Source organism: Mesorhizobium sp. Arg314, assembly GCF_053714275.1.
Genome location: NZ_JBSKBP010000063.1, coordinates 1 through 21,697, shown reverse-complemented (window position 1 = coordinate 21,697; position 21,697 = coordinate 1). Strand labels below are relative to the sequence as shown.

Annotated in this window: 20 protein-coding genes; 10 read left to right on the top strand and 10 right to left on the bottom strand. The window is 64.5% G+C overall.

Translation table 11 applies throughout. The features are described from left to right. Positions 1-117: 117 nt before the first annotated feature. From ACWGS9_RS31620 to ACWGS9_RS31605, 4 genes are all read right to left on the bottom strand, one after another. Positions 118-1,101: a 2-hydroxyacid dehydrogenase gene (locus ACWGS9_RS31620; RefSeq protein ID WP_454508922.1), complete on the bottom strand. Its 984-nt coding sequence runs from the start codon at positions 1,099-1,101 to the stop codon at positions 118-120. Then, positions 1,098-2,120 (bottom strand): LacI family DNA-binding transcriptional regulator, encoded by a 1,023-nt coding sequence (locus tag ACWGS9_RS31615; protein WP_320213101.1) that lies wholly within the window; start codon positions 2,118-2,120, stop codon positions 1,098-1,100. Before ACWGS9_RS31615 ends, ACWGS9_RS31620 begins: the two co-directional genes overlap by 4 nt. A 79-nt stretch (positions 2,121-2,199) precedes the next feature. Next, on the bottom strand, positions 2,200-3,093 hold the full coding sequence (locus ACWGS9_RS31610; RefSeq protein ID WP_454508924.1) for a DMT family transporter: 894 nt from the start codon (positions 3,091-3,093) through the stop codon (positions 2,200-2,202). A gap of 407 nt (positions 3,094-3,500) precedes the next feature. Then, on the bottom strand, positions 3,501-3,908 hold the full coding sequence (locus tag ACWGS9_RS31605; RefSeq protein ID WP_454508921.1) for a DUF2000 family protein: 408 nt from the start codon (positions 3,906-3,908) through the stop codon (positions 3,501-3,503). Between the two features lie 44 nt (positions 3,909-3,952). Between ACWGS9_RS31605 and ACWGS9_RS31600 the strand changes: the two genes are divergently transcribed. Beyond that, positions 3,953-4,816 (top strand): AraC family transcriptional regulator, encoded by an 864-nt coding sequence (locus ACWGS9_RS31600; RefSeq protein ID WP_454508923.1) that lies wholly within the window; start codon positions 3,953-3,955, stop codon positions 4,814-4,816. 183 nt (positions 4,817-4,999) lie between these two features. Here the strand turns inward: ACWGS9_RS31600 and ACWGS9_RS31595 are convergent, their stop codons facing one another. Beyond that, on the bottom strand, positions 5,000-5,473 hold the full coding sequence (locus tag ACWGS9_RS31595; protein WP_454508920.1) for a MarR family winged helix-turn-helix transcriptional regulator: 474 nt from the start codon (positions 5,471-5,473) through the stop codon (positions 5,000-5,002). Positions 5,474-5,860: 387 nt separating this feature from the next. Here ACWGS9_RS31595 and ACWGS9_RS31590 point away from each other — a divergent pair, with 387 nt between their 5' ends. From ACWGS9_RS31590 to ACWGS9_RS31570, 5 genes are all read left to right on the top strand, one after another. Next, a complete protein-coding gene (locus ACWGS9_RS31590) occupies positions 5,861-6,889 on the top strand; it encodes a CobW family GTP-binding protein (RefSeq protein ID WP_454508919.1) in 1,029 nt (342 codons plus the stop codon). 273 nt (positions 6,890-7,162) lie between these two features. Then, positions 7,163-8,137 carry a WD40 repeat domain-containing protein gene (locus ACWGS9_RS31585; RefSeq protein WP_454508918.1) on the top strand — a complete coding sequence of 325 codons (975 nt, stop codon included), beginning with the start codon at positions 7,163-7,165 and terminating at the stop codon, positions 8,135-8,137. Positions 8,138-8,212: 75 nt separating this feature from the next. Further along, positions 8,213-9,589: an aspartate aminotransferase family protein gene (locus ACWGS9_RS31580; RefSeq protein WP_454508917.1), complete on the top strand. Its 1,377-nt coding sequence runs from the start codon at positions 8,213-8,215 to the stop codon at positions 9,587-9,589. 26 nt (positions 9,590-9,615) lie between these two features. Continuing rightward, the gene (locus ACWGS9_RS31575) at positions 9,616-11,022 is read left to right on the top strand and encodes a glutamine synthetase family protein (RefSeq protein WP_454508916.1); all 1,407 of its coding nucleotides are present in this window, start codon (positions 9,616-9,618) and stop codon (positions 11,020-11,022) included. A 58-nt stretch (positions 11,023-11,080) separates the two neighbouring features. Continuing rightward, a complete protein-coding gene (locus ACWGS9_RS31570; RefSeq protein WP_454508915.1) occupies positions 11,081-11,764 on the top strand; it encodes a UdgX family uracil-DNA binding protein in 684 nt (227 codons plus the stop codon). A gap of 272 nt (positions 11,765-12,036) precedes the next feature. Here the strand turns inward: ACWGS9_RS31570 and ACWGS9_RS31565 are convergent, their stop codons facing one another. The 4 genes from ACWGS9_RS31565 to ACWGS9_RS31550 all read right to left on the bottom strand — a co-directional run bounded on the left by ACWGS9_RS31565 (position 12,037) and on the right by ACWGS9_RS31550 (position 16,413). Next, positions 12,037-13,296: a glycerate kinase type-2 family protein gene (locus tag ACWGS9_RS31565; RefSeq protein ID WP_454508914.1), complete on the bottom strand. Its 1,260-nt coding sequence runs from the start codon at positions 13,294-13,296 to the stop codon at positions 12,037-12,039. Next, positions 13,293-13,796: a heme-degrading domain-containing protein gene (locus tag ACWGS9_RS31560; protein WP_454508913.1), complete on the bottom strand. Its 504-nt coding sequence runs from the start codon at positions 13,794-13,796 to the stop codon at positions 13,293-13,295. The genes ACWGS9_RS31565 and ACWGS9_RS31560 overlap by 4 nt, the downstream gene beginning before the upstream one ends. Positions 13,797-13,870: 74 nt before the next feature. Beyond that, positions 13,871-15,184: a guanine deaminase gene (gene guaD, locus ACWGS9_RS31555; RefSeq protein WP_454508912.1), complete on the bottom strand. Its 1,314-nt coding sequence runs from the start codon at positions 15,182-15,184 to the stop codon at positions 13,871-13,873. A gap of 2 nt (positions 15,185-15,186) precedes the next feature. Further along, positions 15,187-16,413: a urate hydroxylase PuuD gene (locus ACWGS9_RS31550; RefSeq protein ID WP_454508911.1), complete on the bottom strand. Its 1,227-nt coding sequence runs from the start codon at positions 16,411-16,413 to the stop codon at positions 15,187-15,189. A 139-nt stretch (positions 16,414-16,552) separates the two neighbouring features. On the opposite strand from ACWGS9_RS31550, the gene ACWGS9_RS31545 reads away from it, so the two are divergent. The 3 genes from ACWGS9_RS31545 (at position 16,553) to ACWGS9_RS31535 (ending at position 20,100) form a co-directional block, all read left to right on the top strand. Continuing rightward, the gene (locus ACWGS9_RS31545) at positions 16,553-17,473 is read left to right on the top strand and encodes a LysR family transcriptional regulator (RefSeq protein ID WP_454508910.1); all 921 of its coding nucleotides are present in this window, start codon (positions 16,553-16,555) and stop codon (positions 17,471-17,473) included. A 408-nt stretch (positions 17,474-17,881) separates the two neighbouring features. Continuing rightward, positions 17,882-18,853, top strand: a complete 972-nt coding sequence (locus ACWGS9_RS31540) for an LLM class flavin-dependent oxidoreductase (protein ID WP_454508909.1) — start codon at positions 17,882-17,884, stop codon at positions 18,851-18,853. Further along, on the top strand, positions 18,850-20,100 hold the full coding sequence (locus ACWGS9_RS31535) for an LLM class flavin-dependent oxidoreductase (RefSeq protein WP_454508908.1): 1,251 nt from the start codon (positions 18,850-18,852) through the stop codon (positions 20,098-20,100). Before ACWGS9_RS31540 ends, ACWGS9_RS31535 begins: the two co-directional genes overlap by 4 nt. 6 nt (positions 20,101-20,106) lie before the next feature. Here the strand turns inward: ACWGS9_RS31535 and ACWGS9_RS31530 are convergent, their stop codons facing one another. Then, a complete protein-coding gene (locus ACWGS9_RS31530) occupies positions 20,107-20,937 on the bottom strand; it encodes a PhzF family phenazine biosynthesis protein (protein WP_454508907.1) in 831 nt (276 codons plus the stop codon). Positions 20,938-21,162: 225 nt separating this feature from the next. Between ACWGS9_RS31530 and dps the strand changes: the two genes are divergently transcribed. After that, the gene (gene dps / locus ACWGS9_RS31525; protein WP_454508906.1) at positions 21,163-21,678 is read left to right on the top strand and encodes a DNA starvation/stationary phase protection protein Dps; all 516 of its coding nucleotides are present in this window, start codon (positions 21,163-21,165) and stop codon (positions 21,676-21,678) included. The last annotated feature ends 19 nt before the right edge of the window (positions 21,679-21,697 follow it).

The window sequence follows — 21,697 nt, the reverse complement described above, 5'->3', positions numbered from 1 at the left end:
GACTCCAATTCCGACTTGCTTGGCAGTCGGTGCACGACTTTTTCAGCAACCTGTTAAGTCTTTGTTTTGATGCATGTCGTTGTCCCAGAACCGCCGCACACTTCTGGGCGACATGCCTTAACCGCGCGCCTTGACGTTGATCGTCTCCGGCACGGGCGTCAGCGGCCGGCGCTCGGTGAACCAGGCGACGAGATTGTCGGCGCAGAGATCGGCCATGGCGCGACGGGTATGGTCCGAGGCCGAGCCGACATGCGGCAGCAGCGAGGTGTTGGGCGCGTCGAGCAGGGCCTGCGGCACGTTCGGCTCGTCGGCAAAGACGTCGAGCCCCGCTGCGGCGATGGTGCCGTTCTTGAGAGCCGCGGCAAGCGCTGCCTCGTCCACCGTGCTGCCGCGACCGATGTTGACCAAGACGCCGTTCGAACCCAGCGCCGACAGGATCTCGGCATTGATCGCTTTTTCCGTTGCAGCACCGCCCGGGGCAATGCAGATCAGCGTGTCGACGGCTTCGGCGAGGCCTTTCAAAGTGGCGTGATATTCGTAAGCCAGGCCTTCGACCTTGCGGCGGTTGTGATAGGCGATCGGCAGGCCGAAGGCTTCAAGGCGATGGGCGACGGCAAGGCCGATGCGGCCCATGCCGAAAATGCCGATGCGGCGGCCGCGCAAGGTAAGCCGGCTCAGGCGGTAATTGCCCTTCTTCACCCAGTCGCCGTCGCGCAGCCATTTCTCGGCGGCGTACATGTCGCGCACGGTGTTGATCAGCAGGCCGATCGTGGTGTCGGCAACCTCTTCGGTCAGCACATCGGGCGTGTTGGTGACCATGACGCCGCGCTTCGCGGCATGATTGGCATCGACCGAGTCATAGCCGACGCCGAAATTGGCGATGATCTCGAGATTCGGCAACGCGTCGATCATGGCGGCGTCGATGCCGCCGAAGCAGGCGATGCCGCGCACGGTGCTGCGCATTTCATCCGTCACCAGCCCAGGGTCGGCGCGTTCGATCCGAACGCGCTTGAACGCCTTGTCGATGCGGCCGATGGCATGGTCGTTGAAATTGCCCGGCACCAGGATGGCGACCGGCAATGTTCCTTCGGCCTTGGTCATGCACGCTCCACCGGCTTGCCGGTCGACTGCCGCACATGCAGTTCCGGCTTGATCAGTTCCTGCGAGGGCCGCACCGCCTGTCCGTTCAATTTGTCGAGCAAGGCGCTCGCGGCGCGGCGGCCGACCTCGCGCTGGCCGTTCCAAACCGTGGTCAGGGCCGGTGTCGCGATTGCCGCCTCCTCGAGATCGTCATAGCCGGTCACGGAAATATCGACGCCCGGCATGAGGCCGGCGCGGGCGATGCCGTTCATCAGCCCGATCGCGACCAGATCATTCCAACAGCAGGCGGCGGTCGGCTTGTCTTTCAGCGCCAAAAATTGTCCCGCGGCCTCGAAACCGGCCTGCTTGGTGCGCGGCCCGGGAATGCGCCAGGACGGCCTGACTTCCAGTCCGGCCGCCTCCATGGCGTTTACATAGCCCTGGTAGCGGTCGCGGCCTGTCGAGGTCTGATCGGTGCCGCCGACCATGGCGATGCGCTTGTGGCCGAGCGAGATCAGATGATTGGTGGCAAGTGCCGTGCCATAGGCATCGTCGCCGCGAAACACCGGCACGTCGGCGCCGGCGACGGTGCGCGCGATCAGCACCGCCGGCAGGCCGTTTTCCTCGGCCATGATGATGTCCTCGGCCGGCGTGCCGATCGCGGGCGACATGATGACGCCGTCGGCGCCGAGCTGCAGCAGCGTGTCGATGAAGGTGCGCTGCTTTTCAAGCTGGTCGTAGTGGTTGGACAGGATGAATGTCTGGCGGCTGCGGTCGAGCTCGCTTTCGATCGAGCGCAGGATTTCGGCGAAGAACGGGTTCATGATGTCGTGCACAACGACACCGACGATGCCGGAGCGCGAGGTGCGCAGCGAGGCGGCGCGGCGGTTGTAGATATAGCCGATGGCGCGGGCGTGTTCCTTGATGCGCTCGCGCGTGGCGCCGGCCACCAGCGGGCTGTCGCGCAGCGCCAGCGACACCGTTGCCGTGGAGACGCCGAGCGCATCCGCGATCGTCGAAAGCTTGATCTTCTGTGCCAGTGCCCTTCGCTCCCCAGGGTCTTTGGATTCAGGTCTTTAAATTTTTTAAAACGGCCTTATGCCATCGATCAGGAGCAATTCAAAGTTTTTTCGCCAGCGTTTCGGCCTCGGTATCCACCGTCGCAAGGTTGCGCAGGCGCAGCCGGTGCTCGCGGTGGATGATGTAGAGGCCGCTGGCAACGATGATGGCCGCACCCAACAGCGTCCAGTGGTCCGGGAACTGATGGAAGATCAGCCAGCCAGAAATGATCATCCAGACCATTTGAGAATAGGGGTAAGGCGCAAGTGCCGTGGTGGTGGCCAGGCGATAGGCCTGCACCAGCAGGTAGTGACCGCCGGCGCCAAAGACTCCCAGCATCAAAAGAATGAACCAATGCCAGCCGTCCAGCGGCAGCGCATGCGAGAAGGGCAGCATAGGCAACAGCAGCGCGGCCGGCGCCAGCGCCGAGAACAGGATCAGGCTCTCGGACGTCTCAGTCGCCGACATGCGCCGGGTCATGATGACGTAAAAGCTGTTCGACAGCATCGAGCCTAGCGCGAAGAGATGGCCGATGCCGAACACGCCCACACCGGGCCGGGTGATGACAAGCACGCCGAAAAAGCCGGTGAGGATCGCCAGCCAGCGCCGCCAGCCGGCCCATTCGCCGAGCAGCGGACCGGCAAGCGCGGTGATGACCATCGGGCCGAAGAAATAGATCGACGTGGTCTCGGCCAGCTGCAGCGTCTTCAGCGCCAGAATGTTGAACATGGTCGAGCCGAAAAGCAGGCACCCGCGCAAGATATGCGCCGGAAGGTTGTTGGCACGAAAACGCGCCGGTTCGCGCCAGCCGCGCAGGAAGAGGCCGACCAGCAGCACATGGACGGTGAAGCGGGTCCAGGCGACGATCAGTGCCGAAACGCCGGCCAGCACCAGATATTTGCTGGAGGTGTCGAGAAAGGTGAAGCAGACATAGACGCAAAGCATCAAAAGCATCGCCACGGGCGGCGTTGCGCTGTCGTCTTGATTTTTGGGAATGTTCAAAGTCGGGCCGGGGGAAAGGTAGACATCATCCTTTTGCGGCAATCGCCGCCAGCCGGCAAGCCAAAAGCGACTGGCCCAACAAGCACGCCGGACAGGCTTAGAACGCCTTACTAGGCGATTTTGCCTGATCGTTCGTCGCGGTCGTCATTCCAGGGCGAAGCAAGGAGCGAAGCGACGCGCGCAGACCCTGGAATCCATGCCGTTACTTCAACGCGTTGCGACGGTGCAGGATCTGCTCCGTTGCATTCCTTGGCTAAGGTCACGGAATGGATCCTCGGGTCTCCGCGTCCGCTTCGCCCGTGGATGACGAAGGTGGACGGCGGCCGTCAATTTTGCCGCAAACGACATTTCCCGGTCGTTCAGGCGTGCATACGGGCGCCCTTGGTGACTTTGTCGACCAGCTTCTTTTCGGCGCGCAGCGCGATGCCGACGACCTTGGCATCGTTGGGGGCGAATTCGGCGAAGACGGCGCGATTGGCGACGTCATGGCCGGTCGCGAACATCTCCTCGACATAGGCGGATGTCGTCACGCCGCGCTCCAGTGCCCGGCGATGGATTGTGCTCAGCGTCGCCCCATCTGCCGACAATACGATGATCGGCTGGACGGACATAGGGTTGTAGAGATTGCCGGCGCGGTCGCGATAGGGGTCGCCGATGATCTCGGGGAACTGTGCCACGATACCGCTTGTCAGGAACGCCGTGACGTTTAGCTTCTGCCACACAGGCAGATCGTCCCTCAGAACAATTGCAATTTTCGTATCGAACACCAAGATTGAGACTCCGAGAGATGGCCCATGACGGGCAGGACGCGATGGCGCAGGGTCTAGGCGGTGAGGCGGCACAGGGTCTTGAACGTTCGTGCGCGGATGCTACCGGTGACCGCATCGTTTCGGCGCCGGGCGGCCTGGGCCTCGAACGCATCGAGGCGCGCTTCCATGGCAACGCGTTCGAACTGCACCGGCACGACACCTATGCCATCGGCGTGACGCTCGACGGCGTGCAGCGCTTCCACTATCGCGGCGCGCTGCAACACAGCCTGCCCGGCCAGGCGATCGTGCTGCATCCGGACGAGTTGCACGATGGCGGCGCCGGTACCGAAGACGGGCTGCGCTACAGGATCCTGTATCTGGAGCCGTCCCTGTTGCTCGACTGCCTCGATGGCGAGCCGCTGCCTTTCGTCCGTGACGCCGTGGTCAACGATCCCCGCTTGCGCGACACGCTGCTGTCGGCGCTGGCGCCGCTGGACGAGGAGCTCGGCGACCTTTTCGTGGCTGATTTCGTTGCGCAGCTGGCGCAACACCTTCAGCGCCATGCCGGACAGCCGGCAAAGTCAACAGGCAAGACGGCATGGCGCGCCGCCGCGCTGGCCCGCGACTATCTTGAGGAGAATGCCGAACGGCCGGTGCGCTCCGATGAACTGGAGGCCGTTACCGGCCTCGACCGTTACGCGCTGTCACGGCATTTTCGCGCGACCTATTCGACCAGCCCGCATCGCTTCCTGTTGATGCGCCGGCTGCAAAGGGCGAGACGCATGATCGCCGAGGGAGAGTCGCTGGCGGAAATCGCCGCTGGCGCCGGCTTCAGCGACCAGAGCCATTTCAACCGGCATTTCAAGAAGGCGTTCGGCTTGACGCCGGGACGTTGGGCAGCGCTGGTGCGTAAGCGCGACGCGTAAGCGCGACGCGCAGCGTCGTCGCGAAACCGCGAGACGGCCGGTGATGGCGCCAAGCGCGATGCGCAGCATCGTCGCCCTTTCCGCTAAAATGCTTGGGGGGTGCGTGAAGCGACGACGCTGCGCGTCGCGCATATCATCAGCGTCTCGCGGTTAAGCGACGATGCTGCGCATCGCGCTCACGCGTCACGCCTCATCCAGCTCCGCATCGTCGTCGATCAGGACCAGATCTTCGTTCGACAAATTGGCCTCGATGCGGGCAAGCAGCTTGAACAGCGCTTTCTGATCCTTCTTGTCGAGGCCCTTCAGCGCCTGCTTCTCGGTCTTCTTGACCGACTTCTCGATGGCGCGGATGGTTTCGCGGCCGGACTCGGTGAGGAAGATATGAGCCTGACGAGCATCGGAGCTGGAGGCGCGCTTTTCGAGGAAACCCTGCGCCTGCAGCCGGTTGATGGTCTTGGTGATCGTCGGCGGACGCACGCCGAGCCGACCGGCGAGGTTGCCGGGGGTCTGGCCGTCCTCGCGATCGAGCGCCAGCATGATCTGGTCCTGGCCGGCATAGAAGCCGTGCGCAAGAAGGCGCGCCGCGAGCGCCGTGCGCGCCAGCCTTGCCGCCGAATGCAGCCGGCTCATTGTCGCTGTCTTGTCCGCCTTGGCCATGGTCATTTCCTCTTCGGCCGAACCGGTGCGGGCAGCATAGAGGCTGTCCGACGGTTGGCAAATGACGATCTCTAAGAATCCGGCTTGCGGAACGCTTTGCCGGCAAGCATTGCGGTGCCCGGGCAGGTGATGCCAGATGTTTATTTCAGTTAGATGACAAACGACTTTTGCGCCGACGAGATTCACGATGGACGCCGGCCAGGGCCATTCGGCGCCCGCGCGGCTCCTTCGTTTGGCCTGCCTCGACCGCCGCCAATCCGTCCTCGGCGCCACCCCGATCGAAGGGTCCGCCTGGCCTATCGGTTTGGCGCGTGCAAAAGCGTGGCACCCATCCTATATGAGGCCGACAATCCAAGATTTTCGAGGCCAAGATTTTCGAGGCAAGCCATGAGCGATGCACAGACGCAAATCCCAGTAACCGTTCTCACCGGCTATCTCGGCGCGGGCAAGACGACGCTGCTCAACCGCATCCTGTCGGAGAACCACGGCAAGCGCTACGCCGTCATCGTCAACGAGTTCGGCGAGATCGGCATCGACAACGACCTGATCGTCGAATCCGACGAGGAAATCTACGAGATGAACAATGGCTGCGTGTGCTGCACGGTGCGCGGCGACCTGATCCGCGTCGTCGAAGGCCTGATGCGGCGGCCCGGCCGTTTCGACGCCATCGTCGTCGAGACCACGGGGCTGGCCGATCCGGTGCCGGTGGCGCAGACCTTCTTCATGGATGACGACGTGCGCACCAAGACCAAGCTCGACGCGGTTGTGGCGCTGGTCGACGCCAAGCACCTCCCGCTGCGGCTCAAGGATTCCAAGGAAGCCGAGGACCAGATCGCCTTTGCCGACGTCGTGGTGCTGAACAAGACCGACCTCGTCACCCCGGAGGAACTTGAAAAGGTCGAAGCGACGATCCGCGCCATCAACCCGGCGGCCAGAATCCATCGCACAGAGCGCGCCGGCGTCGCGCTTGGCGAGGTGCTCGACCGCGGTGCCTTCGACCTGTCGCGCGCGCTGGAGAACGATCCGCATTTCCTCGAGGCGCACGATCACGATCACGATCACCACGATCATGACGGGCATGACCATCATCACCACGACCATGCGTCGGATATCCACGACGTGACGGTGAAGTCGGTGTCGCTGCGCGGCGGCGAGATGGACCCGAAGAAGTTCTTCCCCTGGATCGAGAAGGTGACCCAGATGGAAGGGCCGAACATCCTGCGGCTGAAGGGCATCATCGCGCTCAAGGGCGACGACGAGCGCTATGTCCTGCAGGGCGTGCACATGATCCTCGAGGGCGACCACCAGCGCGCCTGGAAGGATGGTGAAAAGCACGAAAGCCGGCTGGTCTTCATCGGCCGCGATCTCGACGCCGATCGGCTCAGGAAGAGTTTTGAAGCCTGCCAGGCGGCTTGATTTTCGCCGGCCTTCCCCTTCTCCCCTTGTGGGAGAAGGTGGATCGGCGCGCAGCGCCGAGACGGTTGAGGGGTGTGTGACGGATCGCCGTCTTTGCCAAGCTGGAGCACCCCTCATCCGACCGAGCTTCGCTCGGCCACCTTCTCCCACAAGGGGAGAAGGGAGAACCCCGGCGCCGGCGCCCCCTCGCTTGTCACGATTCCAATCATGGGTTGAGACCCGCAGCTCAACCCCTTATGGGGAACGGCAGAAATCTCATATGGACCAGTTTGCATGCCGACAGTCGCCCCGCTTGATCTCGAAGGCCATTGCGTCGCCGCCGTCTTCCTCAATGACGTGCCGCATTTTGCGCTTGCCGACGGCGTGATCCACCGGTTGGACAACGGGCAAAAGACGGTGCGGGCCAATGACGGACTGCTCGCCGCCTTCCACGACGCTCCCAACGACCGGCTGATCACCGGCGGCGAGGACGGCAAAGTGTTTGCCGTGAAGACCGGCGGCGAGGTGAGCGAGCTCGCCAGCGCGGGTAAAAAATGGATCACCAGCGTCGCCGCGGGGCCGCAAGGCGCGATCGCCTATGCCTCGGGCAAGAACGCTTTCGTGCGTTTTGCCGACGGCAAAACCAAGGAATTCATCCATCCGCGCTCGGTGGAGGGGCTGGCCTTCTCGCCCAAGGGCATGCGGTTCGGCGTTGCCCGCTACAATGGCGCGACGCTGCATTTCCCGGCCGCCGAGGGCAAGCCCGTCGAACTCGAATGGGCCGGCGCCCATACCGGCATCAGCTTTTCGCCGGACGGGGCCTTTCTGGTCACCACCATGCAGGAAAACGCGCTGCATGGCTGGAAGCTCGCCGACGGCAAGCACATGCGCATGAGCGGTTATCCCGGCAAGGTGAAAAGCCTCTCCTGGAGCGTCAAGGGCAAATGGCTGGCGAGTTCGGGGGCGCCGGCGGCGATCGTCTGGCCGTTTGCAGCCAAGGACGGTCCGATGGGCAAGGCGCCGCTGGAGCTCGGCACGCGCGGCAACACAATGGCGACCTGCGTCGCCTGCCATCCGAGCCAGGATGTCGTGGCCATCGGCTATGAGGACGGCATGGTGATCGCGGCGCGCTTCGCCGACGCCAAGGAAGTGCTGCTGCGCCGCCCCGGCAAGGGCGCCATCACCGCGATGATGTGGGACAAGGAAGAGCGCCGCATCGTGTTCGGCAGTTCTGCCGGCGATTGCGGCGTCATCGACATCACGGCATAGGCAGTAGGGAATAGGCAGTAGGGCTTAGGGACGACGGCGCCTACTGCCTACTGCCTACTGCCTGAAGGGGGCTTCATGCATTCAATCGACCGGACTTCCATCGGCGGCATCGCTGCCGCCCGTATCGGCGAATTGCGCGACACGGAGGCGGCCGCCTTCCGCAAGGCGCGGCCGAAATCCGAGGCGAAGCTCGGCAACGGCATCGCCGGTTTTCTCGGCGGCGTGCCGATGCACTGGATGACCGACTGGCCAACGCCGTTCCCGATCCTGGTCGACGGCGCGAAAGGCGCCACCATCACCGACATCGACGGCAACAGGCTTGACGATTTCTGCCTCGGCGACACCGGCTCGATGCTTGGCCATTCGCCGCCGCCGGTTGCCCGCGCGATCCGCCGCCAGTCCGGGCGCGGACTGACCTATATGCTGCCCAGCGAGGATGCGCTGGCGATAGGCTCGCTCCTGCAGCAGCGCTTCGGCCTGCCCTACTGGCAGATCGCCACCACGGCCACCGACGCCAACCGCTTCGCGCTGCGCGTGGCCCGCGCCGTGACCGGGCGCGAAAAGATCCTGGTCTTCAACGGCTGCTATCATGGCTCGGTCGACGAGACGATGGTGCGGCTGGTCGACGGCAGACCGGCGAACCGGCCGGGGCTCGCCGGCGAGTTCCGCGACCTCACGCGAGCGACCAAGATCGTCGAGTTCAACGATGTTGCCGCATTGGAAGCGGCGCTGGCCGACGGCGACGTCGCCTGCGTCATCACCGAGCCGGTGCTGACCAATTCCTGCATGGTGCTGCCGGAACCCGGGTTCCACGACGCGCTGCGGCGCCTGACCCGTGCGGCCGGCACGCTGCTTCTGATCGACGAGACCCACACCATTTCGACCGGCCCCGGCGGCTATACGCGCAAGCACGGGCTGGAGCCGGACCTCTTCGTGCTCGGCAAGCCGGTGGCCGGCGGCGTGCCGGCGAGCATCTGGGGCATGAGCGAGGAGGTCGCCACCCGCTACGGCGACTACAACCGGGTGAAGGAGCCCGGCTATTCCGGCATGGGCACGACGCTGTCGGCCAATCCGATGCAATTCGCGGCGATGCGCGCCACCCTGGAGGAGGTGATGACCGAGGCGGCTTATGCCCATATGGACCGGCTGGCGCGCCGGCTCGATGCGGGGCTCTCGGCCGTCATTGGGCGAAACAAGCTGCCGTGGCATGTCGCGCGGGTCGGGGCGCGCGTCGAATTCATCTGCGCGCCCAGGCCGCTCAAAAATGGCGGTGAGGCGGAGAAAGCGCATGCGCCGGAGCTCGAAGCCGCCATCCATGTCGCGCTGGTCAATCGCGGCGTGCTGATCGCGCCGTTCCACAACATGATGCTGATCTCGCCGGCAACGACTTCCGCGCAAGTGAGCCGACTGATCGCCGCCTTCGCCGCGGTTGCAGCAAGGCTTACGGCGTGAGACAAGCAGTTGAAAGATTGGCGGCCATGGACAATCCGAAGACAGTTGCAACCTCTCCTTCCGGCTCGACGCCCGCCGAGGCGAAGGCCTTTCTCGACGCGCATCCCGCGATCGAGGCGTTCGACATCGTGCTCACCGACGCCAACGGCATCGGCCGCGGCAAGATCGTGCGCCGGCACGAGCTGATGGGTATTTTCGAGAATGGCCGGCATCTGCCGATCTCGATCCTCGGCCTCGACATCACCGGCGAGGATGTGCACGAAACCGGGCTGGTGTGGGACACCGGCGACGGTGACCTTCGGGCATGGCCGATCCCCGGTACCCTGGTGCCGCTGCACGGCACCAACCCGCCGCGCGGCCAGGTGCTGATGTCGATGCATCATCTCGACGGCCAGCCGATGACCTCCGATCCGCGGCTGGTGCTGGCAAGGCAGGTGGAATTGCTGGCGGCCAGAGGTTTGCATCCGGCCGGCGCCTTCGAGCTGGAATTTTTTCTTTTAGCCGACGGGCGCGACGCGGACGGCAAAGTGCAAGCCGCCCGCGCGGTGCTCGACGGCCGCCGCTCGGCCAAGACGGAAGTCTATTCGGTCGACCATCTGCACGGCATGGAGCCCCTGTTTTCCGACATCTACGCCGCCGCCAAGGCGCAAGGCATCCCGGCCGAGACGGTAATTTCCGAATACGCGCCCGGCCAGTACGAGCTGACGCTGAACTACCGCAAGGACGTGATGCGGGCGGCGGACGACCTCGTCATGCTGAAGCGGCTGGTCAGGGCGCAGGCGCGCCGGCACGGCGTCACCGCCTGCTTCATGGCCAAACCCATCGAGGCCTATGCCGGCTCGGGCATGCATTTCCACGTCTCGCTGCAGGACGATGCCGGCCGCAACGTCTTCACCGAGGCCGCCGGCGAAAAATGGTCGCCAAAGCTGCTCAACGCGCTGGGCGGCCTGATCCACACCATGGCGGAATCGATGCTGGTGTTTGCGCCGCACGCCAATTCATGGCGGCGCTTCGTCGCGCAATCCTACGCGCCGGTGGCGCCGACCTGGGGCGTCAACAACCGCTCGGTAGCGCTGCGCGTGCCGGCGGGCGATGCCAGGAACCGCCGCATCGAACACCGGCCTTCCGGCGTCGACGCCAACCCCTATCTGGTGGCGGCGACTGTGCTGGCCGGCATCGTCAAAGGACTCGACGAGGGGCTGGATCCAGGGCCTGAGACAACCGGGAACGGCTACGAGCAGGCAACGGAGAAATCGACCATGCCGGTCGACTGGCGCGTCGCGATCGAGGCGGCCAGGGCCTCGGATTTCCTGAAGTCGGCGCTCGGTCCCGACCTGCACCGGACCTTCGTGGCGATCAAGCAGGCGGAATATCTGCGCGTCGCGCGCACCGTCAGCGAACTGGATTATCACCTCTACCTGCACGAGGTGTGAGGATCGGGAACCATCGCCAGGCTCGCCCATTTCAGGTTTGAAAGCGGGCGAGACAGAAATGGCAACAACACCGTCAGCAACGGCCTTGCGGCGTGAAGCGAGGCGTCCAGCCAGGCGCATCCCCGCGCCCGAGCCAGCCACAGAAGGTGGTGCCACATCCATCGGCGAGGCGCGCGGCCTTGCGAAAGGCTGCCACCGCTGCCCGCTCTGGCGCAACGCCACGCAGACCGTGTTCGGCGAGGGGCCGGAGAATGCCGATGTCATCTTCGTTGGCGAGCAGCCCGGCGACCAGGAGGATCTGGCAGGCAAACCCTTCGTCGGGCCGGCAGGCAAGGTGTTCGACAGCATCCTGGACGACGCTGAGATCGACCGTCGTAAGGTCTATGTGACCAATGCGGTGAAGCACTTCAAATTCGAGCCACGCGGCAAGAGGCGCATCCACTCGAAACCCAATGCCGGCGAGATTGAGGCCTGCCGCTGGTGGCTGGACAAGGAACTCGACCTCATCAAGCCGAACCTCGTGGTGGCGCTCGGCGCGACGGCGGCGCAATCGCTGCTCGGCAAGGCGGTGCCGATTACCAAGATGCGCGGCGACGTCGTCGAGCGGGAGGATGGGTTGCGCGTGTTCCTGACCATCCATCCGTCTTTCATCCTGCGCATCCGCGAGCAGGAGGACAAGGAGGCGGAGCGCGAGCGGTTTTTGAAGGATATGAAGAAGGTGAAGCAGTTGATGGGGGCGTGATAGGTAACCTTGGGCGCCTCGCTTTCGAACAGGAGCAACAACGATCAAGCACCTGCGGTCTGCGCCGCCCCTCATTGCCCTGCCGGGCATTTCTCCCCGTATAGTGACGGGGAGAAAGAAGCCGTCGCGCATGATTTCGCCAGCCACCAGCGTTGCAGAATTGACGCCGGCCCAGCGGTCAGTTGCCTTCTCCCCGTCACTATACGGGGAGAAGGTGCCGGCAGGCGGATGAGGGGCGGCGCTACCTTTGCGCAAGGACAGCGTAACGCCCTCTAACGGACGAGTATCGCCCTCAGATCATTCACATTCGTGCCCGTGGGACCAGGCACGAACAAATCCCCGACCGCGTTGAAAGCCGTCCAGGCGTTGTTGCCGGCAAGCATCGCCTTGGCATCGACGCTGACGGCGCGCATCCGCGCCACCGTCGAGCCGTCGGCAAAAGCGCCAGCATTGTTTTCCGAGCCGTCGATGCCGTCGGTGTCCGCAGCCAAAGCGTGGATGCCATCGACGTCGTCGATCCCGATGGCGAAGGCGAGCAGGAATTCGGAATTGCGGCCGCCCTTGCCCTTGGCCCGCAGCGTCACCGTCGTCTCGCCGCCGGAGAGGATCAGCACCGGCTTGGCGAAAGGACGGTTCCGCGTCGCCACCTCGCGGGCGATCGCGGCGTGGACGCCGCCGACCTCGCGTGCCTCGCCTTCGATCGCATCCGACAGGATGACGGCCTCGATGCCTTGCCGCTTCGCTTCGGCGGCCGCCGCTTCCAGCGACACGCCGGCCGAGGCGGTCAGGTGAACTTCATTGCCGGCAAAGCGGGGATCGTCGGGACGTGGCGCGTCGGCGGCCGGCGACTGGATGTGCGCCATGACGGAGGCCGGCAGCTTCATGCCATAGGCGGCGATCGAAGCCAGCGCATCCTCGCGGCTGCCTGTGTCGGGAACCGTCGGGCCCGAGGCAACCAGCGCCGGATTGTCGCCGGGGATGTCGGAGACGACCAGCGACACCACTCGCGCTGGGTGCGCCGCGGCAGCCAGGCGTCCGCCCTTGATGGTCGAGACATGCTTGCGGATGGCGTTCATCGCCGCGATCGGCGCGCCGGAGGCAAGCAGCGCCTCGTTGACGGCGATCTCGTCGGCAAGCGTCAACCCGGGAGCGGGCGACGGCAGCAGCGCCGAACCGCCGCCGGAAATCAGCGCCACGACCAGATCGTCGGCGGTCAGACCCCGCACCTTCTCAAGCAAGCGGCGCGATGCCTCGAGGCCGGCGGCGTCCGGCACCGGGTGCGCCGCCTCGATGATCTCGATGCGCTCGCATCTGGCGCCATAGCCGTAGCGGGTGACGACAAGCCCGTCGATCGGGCCGTCCCAGACCTTCTCGAAGGCCGCCGCCATCTGAGCCGAGCCTTTGCCCGCGCCGATGACGATGGTGCGGCCCTTCGGCTTCACCGGCAAATGATCGCGGATCGTCTTTTCCGGATCGGCGGCGGCGACGGCGGCGTTGAAGATCGACGTGAGGAAGCTTTTCGGGTCGGTCATTTTTCTTCCGGCGGCAGCGCGAGCCCGCTCGCATCTATGCCAAGATGAGCGCAAAGCGCATCGACGACGACGCCATGGTCCTCGCGTTCCGGCAGGCCCGAGACCGCGATGACCCCGATGATGCCGGCGCCCTTGACGGTGACGGGAAAGCCGCCGCCGGCAAGCACATAGTCCGAAATGTCGAGCGCCTCGCCGACCTTGAAGGTGCGGTCGGGCCGCTGCTGCTCCAGCACAAGACCGTAGGTGCTGCTCAGATAGCGCTTCACGACATTGATCTTGCGCCGCGCCCAATCGGGATTGGAGGCGTTGGAGCCCGGCATCGCGGCATAGAAGAGCGGCCGGTCGAAGGTCCTGATGTCGACGATAATCGGCAGGTTTTCCATCAGCGCCCGATCCCTGATGGCAGAACCGATCTTGAAGGCGACGGCCTCGTCGAAGGCCGGGAAGACCAGCGTGGCTTCCTGTTTCTTGATCAGAGCGATGTCGTCGGCGGCAGCCATGGCGTTCCCCTGTCAATGTCGACGCACGCTTTGACCGATGGCTGACGCGGGGTCAAGCGAAGAGCACGTTTAATCTATGCGACAATCGCGCTCTTCGCCGGCCGGCCCGCCACATAGACCTCGCGCACGGCGCGGTCGTCGCCCAGCGTCTGCAACAGGAACAGCTCCTCGGCCAGCGTCTCCACCGTCTCCATCCTGAGCCGCATTCCCGGCGTCGAATGCGCGTCGAGCACGACGATGTCGGCATCCGTGCCTTCATCCAGCGTGCCGACTTTGTCGGCCGCCGACAACGCCTCGGCATTGCCGCGCGTCAGCTGCCAGAAGGACTGGAACGGATTGAGCTTCTCGCCATTCAGCGCGATCACCTTGTAGCCCTCGTCCATGGTGCGCAGCATCGAATAGTTGGTGCCGCCGCCGACATCGGTCGCCGCTGCGATTCGCAGCGGCTTCTCGCGCCGGCGATAACGCTGGTAGTCGAACAGGCCGGAGCCGAGGAAAAGATTGGAAGTCGGGCAGAATACCGCCACCGAGCCCGATTGCGACAGCGCATCCGCCTCGCGTTCCGACAGGTGGATGCAGTGGCCGAACAGGCTCTTTTTGCCGAGCAGGCCGTAGCGCTCATAGACATCGGTGTAGTCGCGCGACCAGGGATAGAGCTCCTGGGTGAAGGCTATCTCGGCGTGGTTCTCCGACAGGTGCGTCTGCATGTGCAGATCGGGATGCTCGCGGCAGAGCGCGCCGGCCATTTCCATCTGCTCGGGCGACGAGGTGATCGCGAAGCGCGGCGTGATGGCATAGAGCTGGCGGCCTTTGCCGTGCCACTCGGCGATCAGCGCTTTTGTGTCGTCATAGCCGGTCCGCGGCGTGTCGAGCACGCCGTCCGGCGCGTTGCGGTCCATCATCACCTTGCCGGCGATGTTGAGCATGTTGCGCTCATGCGACTCGGCGAAGAAGGCTTCGGCCGACGATTTGTGCACCGAGCAATAGGCGGCGACCGTCGTCGTGCCGTGCCGCAGCATCTCGTCGAGGAAGAGCCGCGCGATGCGGCGGCCGTGCTGCGCGTTCTGGAACTTCGACTCCTCCGGAAAAGTGTATTTGTTCAGCCAGTCGAGCAGTTCGGCACCGTAGGAGGCGATGATCTGCATCTGCGGCACATGCACGTGGGCGTCAAGGAAACCCGGCAGGATGAGATGCGGACGATGGTCGATCGTCTCGGCTCCGGCGCCGGCCTTCTTCAGGACGTCCGCATAGGAACCGGCGGCAATGATCTTGCCGTTGTCGATCAGCAGACCGCCATCCTCCTCGTAACGCCAGGCGGAATGGTCGTCGATCGCTTCGGGCCAGCGCAGGAAGGAGAGCGTGCGGCCGCGCAGAAGTTTCGATGTCATGCTTATTTTCCGGCGCCTTCGAACCAGGCGACCAGAAGGGCGCGTTCCTGGTCGGTGATCTGGGTGACGTTGGCGGGCGGCATGGCATGCGCCCGGCCGGCCTGGATATAGATCTCGCGGGCATGCTCGGCGATGCGCTCGTCGGTGTCGAGCAGCACGCCCTTCGGCGCATGGTAGATGCCCTCATAGACCGGCTCTTGTGTGTGGCACATGGAGCAGCGGCCGAGCACGGTGTCGCGCACGGCCGGGAAATGCGCCGAAGCGATATAGACCTGGGCGGCGGCGGAGGCCGCGGAGGTCTTCGGCTCGCCGGTCAGCACCTTCGGCACGGTCGACAGCCAGATGATGATCATGAACAGCACGGCAGCGCCCAGCCAGGTCCAGGTCGGGTTGCCCTTGCGGGCGTGCACCGTGTTGAAATAGTGCCGGATCAGCACGCCGATGATGAACACCAGCGAGGCGATGACCCAGTTGAACTCAGTGCCGAAGGCCAGCGGGTAGTGGTTCGACAGCATCAGGAACAGGACCGGCAAGGTCAGGTAGTTGTTGTGCAGCGAGCGCTGCTTGGCGATCTTGCCGTATTTCGGATCCGGCTTGCGGCCGGCGATCAGGTCGGCGACGACGATCTTCTGGTTGGGGATGATGACCATGAAGACATTGGCCGACATGATCGTGGCGGTGATGGCGCCGAGATGCAGGAAGGCGGCGCGACCGGTGAAGAGATGCGTGAGCCCCCAGGCGATGAAGACCAGCACGCAATAGAGCACCAGCATCAACCCGGTGTCGCTTTTGCCGAGCGGCGAACGGCAGAGCAGGTCGTAGACGATCCAGCCGACGCCGATGGTGGCCAGCGACAGCAGGATGCCGACCGGCACCGAGATGTTGAGCACGTTGGGATCGATCAGGAAGAGATCGGCGCCGGCATAATAGACCACGCAGAGCATGGCGAAGCCCGACAGCCAGGTGGCGTAGGATTCCCATTTGAACCAGGTGAGGTGCTCCGGCATCTCGGCGGGCGCCACCAGATATTTCTGGATATGGTAGAAGCCGCCGCCATGCACCTGCCATTCCTCGCCGAAGGCGCCGGCGGGCAGGCCCGGGCGCTGGCGCAGGCCGAGATCGAGTGCCACGAAATAGAAGGACGAGCCAATCCAGGCGATGCCGGTGATGACATGCAGCCAGCGGACGGCGAAGCTCAGCCAGTCCCAGAAAATCGCGAAATCCGTCATTGAAATCGTCCCTGCCGATGAGAGCGACTTTACGGCCTGGCGCGCAAACGGAAAGAGGCGAGGTGCGCGATGACTTTCAAAAAAAAATGGAAAATACTAGGCTCACTGCACGCAGCCGTTTGAGAGCCACGAAAGCCGCATGGCCTATCTCGACAACATCGCCGTCTTCGTCCGCGTCGTCGAGCTCGGCAATCTGTCGGCCGCGGGGCGCGACATGCGCATTTCTCCGGCGGTCGCCTCCAATCGCATCAAGGAACTGGAGAAGCATCTTGGGGTCAGGCTGTTCAACCGCACGACAAGGCAGTTGATGCCGACCGAGCACGGCACGGTGTTCTATACCGGCGCCAAGCAGGTGCTGGATTCGATCACGGAGGCGGAAGCCGCGGTCGCAGCACTTTCCGGCCAGCCGCGCGGCACCATCAGGGTGACGGCGCCGCTCGGCCTCGGTCGGCGGCTGATCGCTTCCGGCATCCCGGATTTCCACGACCGGTACCCGGATATCGAAGTACGGCTCAGGCTCTCCGACCACAATGTCGATATCATGAAGGAAGGCATCGACGTCGCCTTCCGGCTCGGCATCATCGAGGATTCGAGCCTCAGGATGCGCGGCATCATGGAATGCGAGCGGGTGCTGGTGGCCGCACCGAAATATCTGGATGCGCGCGGCGAACCGACCGAGTCGCAGGAACTGATCGGCAAGAAGCACGATTGCCTGATGTTGCGCTATGCCGGCGCGCGCGAATATGTCTGGACGCTGCAGACGCCGAGCGGCCCGCAGAAATTCGAGGTGCACGGCCCGTACGACACCGACGATGGCGACGTGCTGACCGGCTGGGCGCTGTCGGGGCGCGGCATCATCAACAAGCCGCGCTTCGAGGTCGAGCCATTCATCCGCGACCAGCGGCTGAAGGTGATCCTGCCCCAGACACCGCCGACGCCGGTGCAATTCGCCGCCGTCTATCCGCACAAGAAGTTGCAGGATCCGAAGGTGCGGCTGCTGCTCGACTTCATGGCCGAGCGCTGCCAGCGGCTGATCAAGGACATCTTGGCCGGGAAGTAGGGGCCGGCAGCGTTGCATAGCTTCGGAATTGGCCGAAGCCTCCCAACGTCGTCATCCTTTGGGCGTAGCGACGCGAAGCGGACCGAAGACCCAAGGATCCATGCCGTGATCTCAGCCGAAGAATGCAGCGGAGCAGAATTCTGCACCGCGCTAGCGCTCCGAAGTCACGGCATGGATCCTCGGGTCTTCGCCGCGTCGCTACGCTCCTTGCTTCGCCAGTGGATGACGAAGTGATGAGCGTATCGGCAAATCGTCAAGGCATGTAGTCCGCCAATGCAGGGACTTCCGACCTGTCTGAAACTTCAGCGCCCCGGCACCTAGTCGGCAGCGATGGCTGGCTGGCAAGTGACGGCACCCTGGCCCATTCGACAGGCTTGCCTTGCGCTCAGGCGGGCTTAGCTTCGCTTCATGCATCTCGCCGTTTCGCTTAACATTGCTTCCGTCACAGGGCAGACCGGCCTGACATTCGCCGAGATCGCCGGCTTCGTGCGGAAGGCGGAAGCGGCGGGTATCGACATGGTCGTCATTTCCGACTCCTTGGCGAGCGGCGAACCATCGACCAGCCCGTTCGAAGCGGCCACCCTCATTGCCGGGCTGGCCACCGTCACCGAGACGATCGGCCTCGTCGCCAGCGCCTCGACGCTCGCGCACCAGCCCTACAATCTGGCGCGCCGTTTCGCTTCGCTCGACATCATCAGCCATGGCCGCGCCGGCTGGAACGCCACGCTGAGGCAAAATCCGCGTGAGGCTGCGAATTTCAGCCGGTCGGAAGGGTTTTCGAACGATGATTTTCGCCGCCGCGCGGAAGAGTATATCGGCATCGTCCAGGGGCTATGGCGAGGCTGGGACACGGACGCCTTGCTGTTCGACAAGGCGGGCGGCCGGTTCCACGATCCCGACAAGATGCATTTCCTCGACCACAAGGGCGAGTTCTTCTCGGCACGCGGGCCGCTGAACATTGCCCGCTCGCCGCAGGGCACGCCAGTACTGGTCATGTCCAGCCTGGCGGAAGCTGAGTTCGATTTTGCGGCCCGCGTCGCTGACGTCATCTTAGTTGACGCCGTATCACCGGCAGACGCGAAGGCCGCTTGCGACGACCTGAAACGCCGGGCGGTCACCGCCGGACGCGAGCCGCGCGCGTTCAAGACATCGGCCACGCTCCAGGCGGGACCCGAGCTCGGCACCGATCATCTGGATCACTGGTTCGCCGGGCAGGGCTGCGACGGCCTCAACCTCGCTTTGCCGGCCGATCTTTCGGCACTCGACGACTTCGCCGATCGCGTCCTGCCGGACCTTCGCCGCCGCGACCCCGCCCGCTCCGCTCGTGCCAAGACAACGCTGCGCGACCATCTCGGACTCGGCGCGGGAGGCGAGAAATGAGCGCGCGCCAGATGAAGCTCGGCCTGTTCCTGTGGGCGACCGGCCATCACATCGCCGCCTGGCGTCACCCGGACGCACATGTGACGGCCGGCATCGACATCGACCACTACATCCAGCTGGCGCGAACGGCGGAGGCCGCGAAGTTCGACATGGTGTTCTGCGAGGACGCCGCCGGCCTGCGCGAGGCCAGCATCAACATTGCCAGCCAGACTTCCCGCTCGATCGGCTTCGAGCCGATCAGCCTGCTGTCGGCGCTTGCCGCGCAGACCGAGCGCATCGGCCTCGTGTCGACGGCATCGACGAGCTACAACGAACCCTATGGGCTGGCGCGCGTCTTCGCCTCGCTCGACAATCTGAGCGGCGGGCGCGCCGGCTGGAACCTGGTGACCTCGGCAAGCCCCATCGAAGCCGCGAATTTTGGGGCGACGGGCCTGAGACCGCACGCCGATCGCTACGCGCGGGCACGCGAGTTCGCCACGGTGATCACCGGCCTGTGGAACCGGCGCTTTGCCGGCCATGACGGCGAGAGCTTTTCGGTGCGCGATCCGCTCGACATACCGCCTTCGCCCCAGGGCGCGCCGGTGATGGTGCAAGCCGGCGCCTCCGACGACGGCAAGGATCTTGCCGCCCGCACCGCCGATGTCGTGTTTTCGGCGGCACAGACTTTCGAGGAAGCCAAGGCCTTTTACGACGACCTCAAGGGACGGCTCGCCGCCTATGGCCGCCAGCCGGACGATGTGAAGATCATGCCCGGCGTGGCGCCGATCGTCGCGGCGACCAAGGCCGAGGCGCAGGCCAAATACGATGCGCTGCAGGAATTGATCCCCGACGACGTCGGTGTCGCGCTGCTCTCCAGCTATCTCAGCATTTCCGATCTTGGGCGCTATCCGATCGACGGGCCATTGCCCGAGCTGCCGGAAAGCGAAGGCATGAAAAGCCGGCAGACGCTGGTCATCGAGCAGGCGCGCCGCGACGGGCTCTCTATCCGCGGGCTCGCGCGCTATTTTGCCGGCGCGCGCGGCCACTGGCGCGTCGTCGGCACGGCCGGAGAGATCGCCGACGAATTGCAGGCGCGCTTCGAAGGCGGCGCCGCCGACGGCTTCAACGTGATGCCGTCCTGGTTCCCGGGCGAGCTCGACGCCTTTGTGACGCTGGTCGTGCCGGAACTGCAGCGGCGCGGGTTGTTCCGCAAGGACTATGACGGCCGGACGCTGCGCGAGCATCTCGGCCTCAAGCAACCGGCCTAGATTGGCTCAATCCATCAGCCGCGCTGTTCCCGACACCCTGATCGAGCTGCCGGGCGTCGCTGGAATATCGGCGTGAAGCCGCGAGCGCATGCCCATGTCCTCGCCCTGGACGATGTCGATCGCGCCGCCATGCGGCCAGCCGAGATCGCGCAGATAGCCGGCAAATGCAGCGGTCGCCGCTCCCGTCGCCGGATCCTCGTAGACGCCGCCGGACGCAAAGGGATTGCGCGTGTGGAAGAGGCGCGGCGTTTCGGCATAAGCGAGCAGGATCGTGACCAAGCCTTCGCGCCGCATGAAGGACTGGCCCTGCTTCAGGGCATAGGCCATGGCGGCCAACGCCTCGCGTGACTTCAGCGCGAGCACGAGATGATCGGCACCACCATGGATGAGCGCCGGCGGAATTGCGGGGTCGAGATCGCCTGGCTGATAGCGGAACAGCGCCAATGCCTCGCCGACCAGTTCCGACGAAGCCGGCCCGCTGCGTGTCGGCGGCGATTGCAGGGCGGCGGCGAAATTGGCGCCGTCGCGAAAACCTTCGACGGTGATGTCGGCCTGGTTGAGGGCCAGCTTGAAAATGCCGTCGCCGAACTTTCTGACCAGCGCCGCACCCAGCGCGATGGTAGCATGGCCGCAGAACGGCACTTCCGATTCCGGCGAAAAATAGCGGACACGCCAGCCGTCATCTTCGGGCGCGGCAAAGGCGGTTTCCGAAAAGCCGACCTCGGCCGCGACGCGCTGCATGTCGGCCACGTCCGGCAAGGCCTCGCCGATCACCACGCCGGCGGGATTGCCGCCGGTGTTTCCGTCCGAAAATGCCGCTATGCGCAAAACGTCCATGTCGCTCGCCCTGTTGTTCACTACCCGTGTTCGTCAAGCGCGCAGAAAACACGGTTCAACCCGGTTTGGGAAACGAAGAAAGCGACGAGCAGCTGTGAGCGGCAGTCATATCTCCCCATCGGCGATCCTCGAGACGGAACGAACTTGCTGCGTCGCCGTTTGGCGATTGGCGGTCACTCAGACCGCCTCCTCAGCCAATCGACGCAGCGCGAACAGGAGCCGACCATGGACGCCATCGTCACCAAGAACGATCTCAAATCCGATGCCAAGAAGGAATCGATCGACCTTCTCAACGCCAGGCTTGCCGACGCCATCGACCTGGCGCTGATCACCAAGCAGGCGCATTGGAACGTCAAGGGGCCGCAGTTCATCGCCATCCACGAGATGCTGGATGAATTCCGCGAGGAGATCGACGGCCATGTCGACATCGTCGCCGAGCGCGCCGTGCAGCTCGGCGGCACCGCGCACGGCACCTCGCAGGAAGTGTCGAAGGCGACCAGGCTGAAGCCCTATCCGACCGACATCCACAAGACCAAGGATCATCTGGCGGCGCTGATCGACCGCTATGCCGCGGCGGCCAAGCTGACCCGCGAAGCGATCGACGAGGCGGACGACGCCGGCGATCGCGATACCGCCGACATTTTTACCGCCTATTCGCGCTCGCTCGACAAGTTGCTCTGGTTCCTAGAGCGGGATGAGATTTATATGAGTCGTAGGATTCCCAAATCATCGCAGTTCTGATTCAACATTCATGCTGGGA